Here is a 13324-nt window from a genome sequence, read left to right as displayed (position 1 = left end):
AGTCTGATTAATTCCATATTCGTCAATCCCGCGCAGGCCGGAATGACTGATTCCGGCTTCTCACCCCGTGTTGCCCCGTGTCCCCGTGGAAATCCTCTCTCTCCCGCAACACTTGCTTACAAACTGCGTAGCTCCCTGAAAAACGCCGCTCGCCGGCTCTGATATAAGACAGGGATGACTGAGCGACCGCACATCCTGGTCGTCGATGACGACCGCGAGATCCGCAGCCTGCTGTGCGACTACCTGGAGAAGAACGGTTTTCGCACGACGGCAGTGGCGGACGGCAAGGGCCTGCGCCGTGCCATCGCGAATACACACATCGACCTGATCGTGCTCGATCTGATGCTGCCCGGCGACGACGGCCTGACGCTGTGCCGGGAGGTCCGGACCAAATCCCAGGTGCCCATCATCATGCTGACGGCACTCGGCGAGGACGTCGATCGCATCGTCGGTATGGAAGTGGGCGCGGACGACTACCTCGGCAAACCCTTTAATCCACGGGAACTGCTCGTACGCATTCGCGCGGTGCTGCGACGTGCGGCACATGCGCCACGCGACCCGCTGCCTGCCGATGTGCGGGCTTATCGCTTTGCGGATTGGCGGCTCGACATCGTCTCGCGGACGCTCTCGCGATCCGATGGCACTACAGTGCCGCTGACGGGGGCGGAATTCCGACTGCTCGGCATTCTGCTGGCACATCCGCATCGCGTTCTCAGCCGCATGCAACTGGCGGAGTTGACCCAGGGGCGCGATATCGACCCCTTCGATCGCAGCATCGACGTACGCATCAGTCGCCTGCGCCAGGCGCTTGGTGACGGCGGTCGTTCACCGCAGATCATCAAGACGATCTACGGCGAGGGATATCTGATCGGGGTCGAGGTCACGCAGGAATGAACTTGTTGCCACAGTCGTTGTTCGGTCGCCTGATGGCGGGTCTGCTCGCGGTCGTCGGCGTCGCCTTGCTGGCGGTGGTCGCACTGATCGTGCGTGAACGTCGCGATGTGGCGTTGTGGACCAGCACGGCATGGGAGGCGGCAGACAACATTGCATCGGCCAGCAGCGAGCTCACGACGCTGGATCCGGACGAACGCCTTGCACGGGTGGAGGCGTACCGCGCCCAACGTCGGCCGCTCGAGGAGCATCGACGCCAACCGCCGCCTCGCAAGGAGGTGCAGCGGATCCAGCAGGCCTTTGCAGCGAAAATCCGCGCGCAGCTCGGTCCTGGCTACAGCGTCACCGTCACCAATGCCCGTGGCCGCTGGCGCGATGTCATCCCCTTGCTCGGCAACTTGCGACCGCCGGCCGATGGGCCCGAGGGCGGCGGTCAACCCGCCTTTCGCTCGCCGGACAACTGGTACGACGTGACGGTGAAACTTCCGGACGGGGACGACATCGTCTTTCGCACCAGGGCGCCGCAACCGGGCGCGCCGCTGCCGAAACACATCTTCTTCAACCTGGCTTTATTGACACTGCTGCTCGCCAGCGTGCTGTACCTGATGACACGCAGCGTGACGCGTCCGTTGTCCGAGCTGGCGCGGGCCGCCGATGCGGTAGGTCGCGGCGAGAATCAACAACTGCCGGAACGCGGAGCCAAGGAACTGCGCGATGCCACGCGTGCATTCAACACGATGCAGGAGCGCCTGCGCCGCTATCTCGACAGCCGTACCCGCGTCGTCGCCGCCATGTCGCACGATCTGCGCACGCCGCTGACGCGGCTGCGACTGCGCGCCGAAGCGCTCGACGATGACGAAGCTCGGACCCGCTTCGTTGCCGACATCGACGAGATGAGCCGCATGGTCACGGGCGCGCTGAACATGTTCAAGGGACTCAACGACGACGAGCCTGCCAAGCAGGTCATCGTCGACGACTTGCTGGCGGCGATCCAGACGGAATTCGCCGAACTCGATGCGCACTTCGCTATCGAAGGCCATTCGAACGCGCCCATCCTCGGCAAGGAACAGAGCCTCAAGCGCTGTCTTTCCAATGTGTTGCACAACGCAGTGAAGTACGGATCGAACGTGGTGGTGCACGTCGCCGACGGCGATGATCTGGTGATTGCGATCCGCGACGACGGCCCCGGCATTCCCGCGGACGAACTCGAGCGCGTCTTCGAGCCGTTCTATCGGGTCGAAGCATCGCGCAATCGCGATACGGGTGGCACCGGACTCGGCCTCAGCATCGCTCGCGACATCGTGCAGGCGCATGGCGGCTCGATCCAGCTGCACAATCGGCCCGACGGCGGTCTGGAAGCGATCATGACGCTGCCGCGAGCACGGAACCGCAGCGCTTACAGTTAGTAACCATTAGTTACCCGGGCGGCAACGACCGGCGACTAGATTGACTGCGTGTCCCACCGGATCCCCTGGAGGATCGTTTCATGAAAACACGCATCACGATTGTCGCTATCGCCTTGCTGGCCGCAGGCAGCGCCCTGGCGCATCCCACCGGCCCGACGCACGGACGCGGCGGTCCCGATCTCGATCGCATGGCCATCCTGCTGGACCTCGACGAAGGCCAGAAGGCGGCGGTCAAGCAGGTCTTCGACGAGCAGCGTCAACAGCACCTGGCCGCGCGCGAGAAGGCGAAAGAAAGCCAGACGCGTCCGACACGCGAGGAAATGCACGCCAGGAGGGAGCAGGGACAGAAGGCAACGCTGGAGAAGCTGCGTCCCATTCTCAGCGATACCCAGATGACCAAGTTCCAGGCATTGACGGCGCCGCGAACGGACATGCCACCGCGCGATCGCAAGCAGAAATCCTGAAACCAGCGTCGACCGTCGAGGCGGCCCGCGGGGGTCGCCTCGACTTTCCTGCCCTTCCGCGAGCGCGTAGCTGCCTCAGCGCAGTGGCACTGAAACCCGAAGGAAGCAGGTACCCTCCTCAGGTCAGTGAGAAGTCGTCCGCGTCCTTGTGTGCGCCGAACTTCTCCCTGAACGACAGCAGCTTCGCGTAATCGAGCGACACCGTCTGCTCGGCCTCGCCTTCGAGATCGGGGCACAACGGTTGTCCCAGAAAATCCAGCGCCGCGCTGTCGCCCGTATGTTCGACGCCGGCTGCGTCGCTGCCGACGCGATTCACGCCGATGCAATAACTCATGTTCTCGATCGCGCGTGCGCGCAACAGCGTCTGCCAGGGATAGCGGCGGCGTTCGGGCCAGTTGGCCACAAAGATGAGAACGTCGTATCCCTCCGCGGTGCCGATGCGATTGCGGCTCCAGACCGGGAAACGCAGGTCGTAGCAGATGAGCGGACTGACCTTCCAACCATTGAGATCCACGATCAGGCGGCTGATACCCGGTGCGTAATGATTCTGTTCGGAAGCCATCCGGAACAGGTGGCGCTTGTCGTAGGTGTCGTAACGACCGTCCGGCCGCATCCAGATCAGTCGATTGAAATAGTCGTCGCCATCGCGGGTCACGAGGCTTCCGGTAACCACGGCATTCAACCGCGCAGCGGTCGCGCGCATCCATTGGGTGGTGGGTCCGTCGACCGGTTCGGCCACCTGCTCCGCCGCCATCGTGAAGCCGGTGCTGAACATTTCCGGCAGCACCACAAGATCCGTCTGGCCGTGAAGAGTCGCGGTCAATCGATCGAAGCGCAGTCGATTGGCGGCTGGATCATGCCAATCCAATGCGGTCTGGATCAGCGTCACGCGTAGATTTGCCGGCGTCATAGCTTGCGCAGCCTCTCTGCAGCTTCGATCAGCGTCGCATCCTTCTTGGCGAAACAGAATCGCACGACAGTCAGCTTCGGCGGGGACTGATAGAACGGCGATACCGGAATGGACGCCACTCCCGCCTCACGCAACACCCGGTCCGCGAAATCCGTGTCGTCTGCATCCGAGATCTCACTGAAGTCCAGCAACTGGAAATACGTTCCTTCTGCAGGGATCCAGCGAAAACGTGAGCCCTGCAGCTGCCGCAGGAACAGATCGCGTTTGCGTCGATAGAACTCGGCGAGATCGTTGCTGTGTTGCGGCTCGAGCTTCAGGAATTCCGCAATCGCGACCTGTAGCGGAGTCGCGATGCTGAAGGTGTTGAACTGATGTACGCGCCGGATTTCCCGTGTCAGCTCCGGGGGAGCAATCGCATAGCCGACCCGCCAGCCGGTGGCGTGCATCGTCTTGCCGAACGAAAAACAGACGACGGCCCGCGCGTACAACTCCGCATGGGCTGCAACGCTCGCGTGGGCGGCGCCGTCGTACACCATGTGCTCGTAGACCTCGTCCGAGAGAACCAGCGCCTCGGTGGGGCGCAGCACTTCTGCAAGCTGGTCCAGATCCCCGGATTGGAGAATCGAACCCGTCGGATTGTGTGGCGAGTTGATGATCACGAGCCGCAGCCGCGGCGTCACGTGCGCCTTGACCCGCTCCCAGTCGATCCTGAAATGCGGCTGCTGCATCGGGATATGGACAGGGCGCCCGCCGGCGAGAATCACCGCCGGCGCATACGAGTCGTATGACGGGTCGAACAGGATCACTTCGTCGCCCGGATGCACCAGCGCACTCACGGCGGAGAAAATGGCCTCGGTGGCGCCGACTGTGATCGTGACTTCCGCGTCGGGATCAGGCGCGCGACCGTAGCTGAGTCCCATCTTGCGAGAGATCTGTTCGCGCAACGCGCCTTCGCCGATCATCGGCGCGTACTGGTTGTGGCCACCGGCCACGCTGCGCGCCAGCAACTCCTTCAGCGTCTCCGGCGAATCGAAGTCGGGAAATCCCTGCGCGAGATTGATCGCGCCCAGCTCCCGGGCCCGATTGGTCATGACGGTAAAAATCGTCGTACCGACGTGCGGTAGCTTGGAGCGGATGTTCATGGAGGGGGATTCTATAACGTGATTCGCGCGGTGCATGCGACCGACGCGCGCGAAGAGCATTTCGGTCATTCTGCGATGGCGGCTTTCGCCAGCCGGCGCGCGGCTATTTTCCCGCCGCGGCCATCTGCATGTCGCGCTGGCGGCGCTTTTCCTGCCGATGCATCAGGACGCCCGCAGTGACGACACCGATCGTCACCAGCAGCACCATGATCGAAGCGAGCGCATTGATGTCCGGACTGACGCCCAGACGAACCTTGGAGAAAATCACCATCGGCAGCGTGCTCGAGCCCGGGCCTGACACGAAGCTGGCAATCACCAGGTCGTCCAGCGAGATGGTGAAGGCCAGCAGCCAACCCGATATCAGCGCGGGCGCGATGATCGGCAGCGTGATCAGGAAGAAAATCTTGGCCGGGCGTGCACCCAGATCCATTGCTGCTTCTTCCAGCGAATCGTCCAGCGTCGACAGGCGCGATTGCACGATGACCGTGACGTACGCCATCGTCAGCGTCATGTGCGCGATGGTGATCGTCGTGACGCCGCGCCCCTGCGGCCAGCCGAGCAACTGCTCCATCGCGACGAACAGCACCAGCAGGGACAGACCGGTGATCACCTCTGGCATGACCAGCGGTGCGGTCGTCATGCCGGAAAACAGTGTGCGTCCCTTGAACTTGCCGAAGCGCGCCAACGCGAGGCCCGCCAGCGTTCCGAGAACCACGGCGCCGGTGGCGTTGACGGCCGCAATCTTCAACGACAGCCAGGCAGCATTGAGGATCTGCTCATTCTTCAGGAGCTTGCCGTACCACTCGGTCGAGAAGCCGCCCCACACTGTCACCAGGCGCGACTTGTTAAACGAATAGAAGATCAGCGACAGGATCGGGATGTAGAGAAAGGCGAAGCCGAACACCATCACCGAGAACCGGAATATCGGCAGGCGCTTGTTCATCGGTGCGCTCCCTTCGCTTCGGCGTTTTGCGCCCGCTGCAACAGGACGATCGGGATGACGAGCAGCAACAGCAGTGCAATGGCCACGGCGCTTGCCACCGGCCAGTCACGGTTACTGAAGAACTCGTTCCATAACACCTTGCCGATCATCAATGAATCCGGCGCACCGAGCAGCGCGGGAATCACGAATTCACCGACGGCCGGAATGAACACCAGCATCGAGCCCGCAATCACGCCCGGCATCGACAGCGGCAGGGTAATGGTCAGGAACGACTTGAACGGCCGACTGCCCAGATCCGCCGCTGCTTCGAGCAGTGTCAGATCCATTTTCTCCAGGTTCGAGTACAGCGGCAGGATCATGAACGGCAGATACGAGTACACGATGCCGACGTAGATCGCGAAGTCGGTCTGCAGCATCACGATGGGTTCATCGATGACGCCGAGCCACAGCAGGAAATTATTGATGAGGCCGTTGTTCTTCAACAAGCCGATCCATGCGTAGACACGCAGCAGGAACGACGTCCAGAAAGGCAGGATCACCATCATCAGCAGAATGCTGCGCGACGTCGGATTGGCGCGGGCGATCGCATAGGCGAGCGGGTAGCCGACGAGCAGGCACAGCAGCGTGGATATGAATGCGACCTTGATCGAATTGACGTAGGCCTTCCAGTAAAGATCGTCCTGGAACAGGAACAGGAAGTTGCCGAAGTTGAGCTTGATATGAACGATGGTGTTGCCAGCCCATTCCAGCAGCGGCTGGTACGGCGGCGAGGCGATCTGCGTTTCCGAGAACGCGATCTTCAGCACGATGATGAACGGGACGAGGAAGAACAGCAGCAGCCAGAAGTAAGGAATGGCGACGACCGCGGTGCGGCCTCTGACTCCCCACCTCAGCAGGCGCGCCTGCGTCCATCGGTACGGTGGAAATTGCTGCAGGACGCGCAGGATGAGTTGCGCGCCGGCGCTGTGACGCTGCCCGCTGGGCTGTTGCGCTTTGGCGATCATTCGCCGAGCACCACCGGGCTCGAGGGATGCCAGTGGACATACACCGACTGATCCCAGGTGATCAGGTCATCGGCATGCCGATAAGAGTTCGGCTGCGTCACCCGCACCTGTTTTCCGGAGTCGAGCTGCACGATGTAGACGGACATGTCGCCCATGTAGGCGATCTCTTTGACGAGACCGTGCGCGACGTTGTCGGCCTGATCGGGCTTCTCGATCGAGATATTGATCTTCTCGGGCCGGACCGCCGCCCACAACAGGACATCGGGCGCGGAACTGACGCCGTGGTCGACGAAGATGGTCCCGCCGAGTTCCTGCGATTCGATGCGCACGCGATCGGGAAGGTCTTCGATCATGCGGCCCTGGAACATGTTGACGTTGCCGATGAACTCGGCGACGAACTTGCTGTTCGGGTATTCGTAGATGTCCTTGGGCGTACCGACCTGGACGATCTCGCCAAGATTCATGACGCCGATGCGCGACGACAACGTCATCGCTTCTTCCTGATCGTGCGTGACCACGACAAAGGTCACACCCAGCTGCTCCTGCAGATTGACCAGTTCGAACTGCGTGTGCTCGCGCAGCTTCTTGTCGAGTGCGCCGAGCGGCTCGTCCAGCAGCAACAGCTTGGGACGCTTGACCAGGGAACGCGCCAGCGCGACCCGTTGCCGCTGACCGCCGGAAAGCTGGTGCGGCTTACGCTTGGCGAACTGCGAGAGCTTCACCAGCGCAAGCATGTCAGCGACACGCTTGGTGACTTCCGCTGACGGTATTTTGTCCTGCTTCAGGCCGAAGGCGACGTTCTGTTCCACCGTCATGTGCGGGAACAGGGCATAGGACTGAAACATCATGTTGACCGGGCGGTCGTACGGCGGGATGCCCGTCATGTCGACGCCATCGATCAGGATCTTGCCACTGGTCGGATCTTCGAAGCCCGCCAGCATGCGCAGCAGCGTGGTCTTGCCACAGCCCGAGCCGCCGAGCAGGCAGAACAATTCCTTCTTGTAGATCCTGAGCGAGACGTCGTTGACCGCGACAAAGTCATCGAACTTCTTGGTGACGCGCTCGATACTGATATAGGGGACGGCTTGCGGGTCGTTCCAGGGCTGGATTTTGACTTCGGGGCGGCTGCTGGGTGTGGCCATGGATCACCGGGAATTGGGCACTGGACCGCTGGGCGCTGGGCTACTGGGCTGCTGGGCTGCTGGCCAGAATAAAAGGCTGTCGGGTCGGGTCCGTTCTGGTTGTTCGGTTTACTCTGGCCAGCAGCCCAGAGCCCAGTACCCGACAGCCCGGTATGCTCAGCTTCCCGTCGTGAACTTGGTCCACATGCGGGTCATCATGCGAGTGAAGTCTTCGTTGTAGGACAGCGAGGGGAACAGTTTCGCCTTCACTTCGGGCGGTGGGTAGATGCCCGGATCGTTCTTCACTGCGTCGTTGACCATCGGCAGCGATGCAGCGTTGCCGTTCGCATAGTTGACGAAGTTCGAGTTGTTGGCGGCGACCTGCGGATCCATCAGGTAGTTGATGAACGCATGGGCATTCTTCGGGTGCTTCGCGTCGGCCGGAATGGCCAGCGTGTCGAACCACACGATCGTGCCTTCCTTCGGAATGACGTATTTCACCACGGTGCCCTGCCCGGCTTCTACCGCGCGGTCACGCGATTGCAGGATGTCGCCGCTCCAGCCCACGGCCAGGCACAGATCGCCGTTGGCCAGGTCTTCGATGTACTGCGATGAGTGGATCTTGCGGATGAAGGGCCGGATGGCCATCAGCTTCTCTTCCGCCGCCCGCAGGTCCTCTTCTTTCTGACTGTTCGGATCGCGCCCCATCCAGGCCAGCGTCACTTTCAGCATTTCATCCGACGCATCGAGCACCGACACACCGCAGTCCTTGAACAGGGCGATCTTCTTGGGATCGAAAATGAAGTCCCAGCTGTCCAGCGGCGTATCGCCGAGGATCTTCTTGACCTTGGCCTCGTTGTAACCGATGCCCGTCGTACCCCAGAAATAATCGACCGAGTACTCATTGCCCGGATCGTGCAACGCGACGCGCTGCATGACATCCGGATCCATGTTGCTGAGATTCGGCAGCTGGCTCTTGTCGAGCTTCTGGAACACGCCCGCCTTGATCTGGCGTTCCAGGAACGATGCCGAGGGCACCACGACGTCGAATCCGGAATTGCCAGCCAACAGCCGGGTTTCGAGCACGTCGTTGGAATCGAAGACGTCGTAGGTCACTTTGATGCCGGTCTTCGCCTCGAAGTTCTTGATCGTGTCTTCGGCGATGTAATCGGACCAGTTGAATACGTGCAGAACCTTGGGTTCTTCGCCAGGCGCCGCAGCCTGGTCGGCGAGCTTCGCCTCATCCTTCTTGCCGCAGGCCGTCAAGGCCAGCGCCACAGCCGTTGCGATCAGGGCAACGCGCAAATTCTTATTCATCGGATAGCTACTCCCGTGTGGTGTGTACGGACCCGGACCGCACCGGCTCTGGTGGCAGGGTAGCTCAGGAGAGGCTGACTGGCCAACTGGCGAACTGGTCTGCTGCCAGGAGAATCAGAACAGAAAGCCGCGTGCACTGACGATGTTCGTTGAAGGTGCATCGCCGGTCCGATCTGCACCAGTCGCTCCCGGATTTTTCTTTCGGACCATCGCATCGGTGGACCGGCGGACCAGCGACCGTCTCAGATCTTTCCCAGCTTCCGACCTTCCTGCAGGGTCGCGTCCAGAGCCTTGCGCGCCTTGTCGATGAGTTCATCGACATGAGCACGGGTCATGACCAGCGGCGGCGCAACGATCATCGTGTCGCGGACCGCACGCATCACCAGGCCGTTGCTGATACAGGCATCGCGACACAGCGTCCCGACTTCCCCCTGCTCGGCAAACCTCTGCCGCCGGGCTTTGTCGGCTGTGAGTTCCAGCGCACCGATCATTCCGACCATGCGCGCCTCGCCGACGAGCGGATGGTCCGCCAGCTCGCGCCAACGCCCCTGCAAATACGGACCGATATCATCGCGCACTCGCTCGACGATGCCCTCGTTGCGCAGGATATTGATCGTGGCGCAGGCCACGGCACACGCCGCCGGGTGACCGGAATAGGTAAAGCCGTGGGCGAATTCGCCGCCCTTCTCGGTCAGAACCTCGGCGACGCGATCGGCGATCATGACGCCACCGATGGGCAGGTATCCCGAGGACATGCCCTTGGCGATCGGCATCAGATCCGGCTTGATACCGAAGTACTGCGACCCGAACCATTCGCCGGTACGACCAAACCCGCAGATGACCTCATCGGCGATGAGCAGTATCCCGAAGCGATCGACGATCTTCTGTATCTCGGGCCAGTATGTTGCGGGCGGGATGATGACGCCGCCGGCGCCCTGGATCGGTTCACCGATGAATGCAGCGATGCGTTCGGGACCGATCTCGAGAATCTTCTCCTCCAACGCGCGTGCTGCGACCCGGCCGAATTCCTCCGGAGACAGGTCGCCGCCCTCGGCATACCAGTACGGCTGACGGATATGGACGATTCCGGGAATCGGCAACCCGCCCTGCGCATGCATCGGCGCCATGCCGCCGAGGCTGGCTCCGGCCATGGTGCTGCCGTGATAGGCATTGGTGCGACTGATGATGACCGTGCGCTGCGGCTGGCCCATCAATTCCCAATAGCGACGCACCGAACGCACGACGGTGTCGTTGGCCTCGGATCCCGAGCCCGTGAAAAACACGTGCTTGAACTGCGGCGGCGTGACCTCGGCCAGCAGGCGCGACAGCTCGATCGCCGGCGGATGAGCCACCTGGAAGAAGCTGTTGTAGTACGGCAGTTCGAGCAGTTGCCGGTAGGCCGCATCGGCCAGTTCACGCCGGCCGTAGCCCAGATTGACGCACCACAGACCCGACATGCCATCGAGAATCTGTCGGCCGTCGGAATCGTACAGATACACGCCTTCGGCACGGGAGATGACCCGTGTGCCCTTGCGCCCGAGCGCGGCGTGATCCGTGAATGGATGAATGTAGTGCGACGCATCCAGCGCCTGCCATTCGGCCGTGGAACGGGAGGGAAGGAAGGAACTGGACGACATCGTTGTGACCTTGTCAGCGGAAGCGGCGGGAGTCGATCGACAGGGCCAACTGGCCAACTGGCCAACTGGCAGAATTGGCCGGAGCAGACCAGGCACTGAAACTTGAATCGTAGAGATTGCAGAGCATCTGCGAATCACTCATCTGGATCGTTACCATCATTGAATCTCGCGTGGTCTTCGGTTCGTCACTGTCTTCTTCTGGCCAGCCGGCCGGTGAGCCAGCTGGCCGGTTAGCCGCTCGTCACACGTTGAGCAGCAGATGCTCCCGTTCCCAGGAGCTGATCACCTGCAGGAACGTTTCGTACTCGCTTTCCTTCACCGCGGCATAGGCCAGCACGAAGCGCTCGCTGAGAATATCCAGCAGCGGACGGCAATCGCGCAGCAGCCGCAGCGACTCCTCGATATTGCGCGGCAGCCCGAATGGCAGATCGTAGGCACTGCCGGTGACCGGTTCGGTCGGCTTCAGCCCTTCCACCATCCCCAGGTAACCGCAGGTCAGGGACGCCGCGATGGCGAGATAGGGATTCGCATCGGCGCCGCCCACACGATTCTCGACGCGGCGATTCGCCGGACTCGATACCGGTACGCGCAGCCCTGCCGTGCGATTGTCGTAACCCCATTGCGTATTGATCGGCGCCGAATGATGGCGAGTGATCCGCCGATAGGAATTGACGTTCGGTGCGAACAGCGACATCGCCGCAGGCAGGTACTTCTGCAATCCGGCGATGTGCGAGAAGAACAGCTGCGATGGTCGGCCTTCGTCGTCGCTGAAAATATTCTTGCCCGTGCGCCGATCGACGATGCTCTGGTGAATATGCATCGCACTGCCGGGCTCGCGCGCCATCGGCTTCGCCATGAACGTCGCGTACATCTTGTGACGCAGCGCCGCTTCGCGCGCCGTGCGCTTGAAAAGAAACACCTGGTCCGCCAGCGACATCGCATTGCCGTGCAGCAGGTTGATCTCCATCTGCGCCGCGCCGTCTTCGTGGATCAGCGTATCGATCGCGATGTCCTGCGCTTCGCAGAAGGCGTAGACATCGTCGAACAGCGGATCGAACTCATTCACTGCGGCGATCGAGTACGCCTGGCGACCGATCTCCGGACGGCCCGAGCGCCCCATCGGCGGCTTGAGCGGATAGTCCGCGTCGATATTCGGTTCGACCAGGAAGAACTCGAGTTCGGGCGCCACCACCGGCTCCCAGCCATGCTGGGCATAGAGTTCGAGGATGTGCTGCAACACGTAGCGCGGCGCCATCGTCACGGGCCGGCCGTCCGAATAGAAGCTGTCGTGGATCACCTGCGCGGTGGGCTCGGCAGTCCACGGCACGACGCGAATCGTGCTCGGGTCCGCCTTCAGAACGATGTCGATTTCGGACGGGTTGATCGCCCGATCGTCATCGGGGTACTCGCCGGTGACGGTCTGCAGAAAGATGCTTTCCGGCAGGCGCATGCCCTCGTCTTCGGCGAATTTCGCCGCAGGCATGATCTTGCCGCGCGGCACACCCGCCATGTCCGGAATGATTGCCTCGACCTCGGAGATGCCACGTTCTTTGAAGAACTGCTGAATGACGCTCATACATGATCCTTGCGCGCGAACTCACGTGCTGCCCGACCGAAGGCAGCGAACAAGGCGCGCGAAAATGCGTTGTTTTGAAATTTCCACTCGGGATGCCACTGCACGGCGTGGGCAAATCCCGGCGCACTCCGGACGCGGAATGCTTCGATGACGCCGTCTGGCGAGCGCGCTTCGACTTCGAGATCGCTACCCAGCGTCTGCACTCCTTGCGAGTGCAATGAATTCACCTGCAGCCGACCCTGTCCCGCCAGTGCGTGCAGCGCGGTGCCAGGAATCAACTCGACTTCGTGCGCCGGTCCGTACTGCTCATCGAGCGGTGCATTCGTGTCTTCACGGTGATCGGCAAGCCCCTCGACCTCGTGCAGCTTCTGCCAGAGCGTCCCGCCGAAGGCGACGTTCATTTCCTGGAATCCGCGACAGATAGCCAGCAGCGGCATACCCGCCTGCAGCACACGGGGAATCAACGGCAGGGTCGTATCGTCGCGAAGGGCATCGTGCAGCGTTCCTGCGGCACTCGCCGGGCCGCCATACCGATGCGGCTCGACGTTCGACGGACTTCCTGTCAGTAAAATGCCGTCGAAGCGGCGCAGCAGATCCTCGAACCCGATCCCCTCGCCCAGGGACGGAATCAGGACTGGAATGGCATCCGCGCCCTGTGCAATGGCATTGATGTACTTCTCACCCACACAGTGGAAGTAGTGATGCCCGAGCAAACGGCGGTCTGCTGGGATTCCGATTAGCGGCTTGCCCGACATAAACGTTTAATATCTTTAACGACCGACTGAGGTGCCGGCGTCTAATCGACGAGCCATTTAACCACAGTCCCGGTGCTTCCGCCCTCCCGAGATTTTCCGAGGGGGGCCATTTTCAGGCCGCACAAGGGCTTGCGGGTCGATTTAGCCGGCGTCCGGAC

At 61.8% G+C, this 13324-nt stretch carries 12 protein-coding genes; 3 read left to right on the top strand and 9 right to left on the bottom strand.

The features are described 5' to 3' along the window. Positions 1-174 precede the first annotated feature (174 nt). The 3 genes from VIZ63_RS10280 to VIZ63_RS10270 all read left to right on the top strand — a co-directional run bounded on the left by VIZ63_RS10280 (position 175) and on the right by VIZ63_RS10270 (position 2761). The gene (locus VIZ63_RS10280; protein WP_331609498.1) at positions 175-894 is read left to right on the top strand and encodes a response regulator; all 720 of its coding nucleotides are present in this window, start codon (positions 175-177) and stop codon (positions 892-894) included. Further along, positions 891-2297 (top strand): sensor histidine kinase, encoded by a 1407-nt coding sequence (locus tag VIZ63_RS10275; RefSeq protein ID WP_331609497.1) that lies wholly within the window; start codon positions 891-893, stop codon positions 2295-2297. Before VIZ63_RS10280 ends, VIZ63_RS10275 begins: the two co-directional genes overlap by 4 nt. 80 nt (positions 2298-2377) lie before the next feature. After that, on the top strand, positions 2378-2761 hold the full coding sequence (locus VIZ63_RS10270; RefSeq protein WP_331609496.1) for a hypothetical protein: 384 nt from the start codon (positions 2378-2380) through the stop codon (positions 2759-2761). A 118-nt stretch (positions 2762-2879) separates the two neighbouring features. Here the strand turns inward: VIZ63_RS10270 and VIZ63_RS10265 are convergent, their stop codons facing one another. From VIZ63_RS10265 to VIZ63_RS10225, 9 genes are all read right to left on the bottom strand, one after another. After that, on the bottom strand, positions 2880-3671 hold the full coding sequence (locus tag VIZ63_RS10265; protein ID WP_331609495.1) for an amidohydrolase: 792 nt from the start codon (positions 3669-3671) through the stop codon (positions 2880-2882). Further along, the gene (locus VIZ63_RS10260; RefSeq protein WP_331609494.1) at positions 3668-4813 is read right to left on the bottom strand and encodes a methionine aminotransferase; all 1146 of its coding nucleotides are present in this window, start codon (positions 4811-4813) and stop codon (positions 3668-3670) included. The genes VIZ63_RS10265 and VIZ63_RS10260 overlap by 4 nt, the downstream gene beginning before the upstream one ends. A gap of 103 nt (positions 4814-4916) precedes the next feature. Continuing rightward, positions 4917-5756 carry an ABC transporter permease subunit gene (locus tag VIZ63_RS10255; protein WP_331609493.1) on the bottom strand — a complete coding sequence of 280 codons (840 nt, stop codon included), beginning with the start codon at positions 5754-5756 and terminating at the stop codon, positions 4917-4919. Next, on the bottom strand, positions 5753-6760 hold the full coding sequence (locus VIZ63_RS10250) for an ABC transporter permease subunit (protein ID WP_331609492.1): 1008 nt from the start codon (positions 6758-6760) through the stop codon (positions 5753-5755). The genes VIZ63_RS10255 and VIZ63_RS10250 overlap by 4 nt, the downstream gene beginning before the upstream one ends. Further along, positions 6757-7902, bottom strand: coding sequence for an ABC transporter ATP-binding protein (locus VIZ63_RS10245; RefSeq protein ID WP_331609490.1), 1146 nt, complete (start codon positions 7900-7902; stop codon positions 6757-6759). The genes VIZ63_RS10250 and VIZ63_RS10245 overlap by 4 nt, the downstream gene beginning before the upstream one ends. Before the next feature lie 156 nt (positions 7903-8058). Continuing rightward, on the bottom strand, positions 8059-9198 hold the full coding sequence (locus VIZ63_RS10240) for a polyamine ABC transporter substrate-binding protein (protein WP_331609488.1): 1140 nt from the start codon (positions 9196-9198) through the stop codon (positions 8059-8061). A 242-nt stretch (positions 9199-9440) separates the two neighbouring features. Beyond that, entirely contained in the window at positions 9441-10835 is a 1395-nt protein-coding gene (locus tag VIZ63_RS10235) for an aspartate aminotransferase family protein (RefSeq protein ID WP_331609487.1), read from the bottom strand. A 241-nt stretch (positions 10836-11076) separates the two neighbouring features. Further along, positions 11077-12411 carry a glutamine synthetase family protein gene (locus VIZ63_RS10230; protein ID WP_331609486.1) on the bottom strand — a complete coding sequence of 445 codons (1335 nt, stop codon included), beginning with the start codon at positions 12409-12411 and terminating at the stop codon, positions 11077-11079. After that, entirely contained in the window at positions 12408-13166 is a 759-nt protein-coding gene (locus VIZ63_RS10225) for a gamma-glutamyl-gamma-aminobutyrate hydrolase family protein (protein ID WP_331609485.1), read from the bottom strand. Before VIZ63_RS10225 ends, VIZ63_RS10230 begins: the two co-directional genes overlap by 4 nt. Positions 13167-13324: the final 158 nt, after the last annotated feature.

This window comes from Povalibacter sp. (assembly GCF_036520495.1).
Classification (GTDB): domain Bacteria; phylum Pseudomonadota; class Gammaproteobacteria; order Steroidobacterales; family Steroidobacteraceae; genus Steroidobacter.
The sequence above is the reverse complement of the archived record's forward strand: the minus strand, read 5'-3'. Positions and strand labels throughout refer to the sequence as shown.

Bases quoted from the DNA above. Each gene is read 5' to 3' on its own strand.
- VIZ63_RS10265 (WP_331609495.1), bottom strand. From the start codon at position 3,671: ATGACGCCGGCAAATCTACGCGTGACGCTGATCCAGACCGCATTGGAT.
- VIZ63_RS10235 (WP_331609487.1), bottom strand. From the start codon at position 10,835: ATGTCGTCCAGTTCCTTCCTTCCCTCCCGTTCCACGGCCGAATGGCAG.
- VIZ63_RS10240 (WP_331609488.1), bottom strand. From the start codon at position 9,198: ATGAATAAGAATTTGCGCGTTGCCCTGATCGCAACGGCTGTGGCGCTG.
- VIZ63_RS10245 (WP_331609490.1), bottom strand. From the start codon at position 7,902: ATGGCCACACCCAGCAGCCGCCCCGAAGTCAAAATCCAGCCCTGGAAC.
- VIZ63_RS10230 (WP_331609486.1), bottom strand. From the start codon at position 12,411: ATGAGCGTCATTCAGCAGTTCTTCAAAGAACGTGGCATCTCCGAGGTC.
- VIZ63_RS10275 (WP_331609497.1), top strand. From the start codon at position 891: ATGAACTTGTTGCCACAGTCGTTGTTCGGTCGCCTGATGGCGGGTCTG.
- VIZ63_RS10250 (WP_331609492.1), bottom strand. From the start codon at position 6,760: ATGATCGCCAAAGCGCAACAGCCCAGCGGGCAGCGTCACAGCGCCGGC.
- VIZ63_RS10270 (WP_331609496.1), top strand. From the start codon at position 2,378: ATGAAAACACGCATCACGATTGTCGCTATCGCCTTGCTGGCCGCAGGC.
- VIZ63_RS10255 (WP_331609493.1), bottom strand. From the start codon at position 5,756: ATGAACAAGCGCCTGCCGATATTCCGGTTCTCGGTGATGGTGTTCGGC.
- VIZ63_RS10280 (WP_331609498.1), top strand. From the start codon at position 175: ATGACTGAGCGACCGCACATCCTGGTCGTCGATGACGACCGCGAGATC.
- VIZ63_RS10225 (WP_331609485.1), bottom strand. From the start codon at position 13,166: ATGTCGGGCAAGCCGCTAATCGGAATCCCAGCAGACCGCCGTTTGCTC.
- VIZ63_RS10260 (WP_331609494.1), bottom strand. From the start codon at position 4,813: ATGAACATCCGCTCCAAGCTACCGCACGTCGGTACGACGATTTTTACC.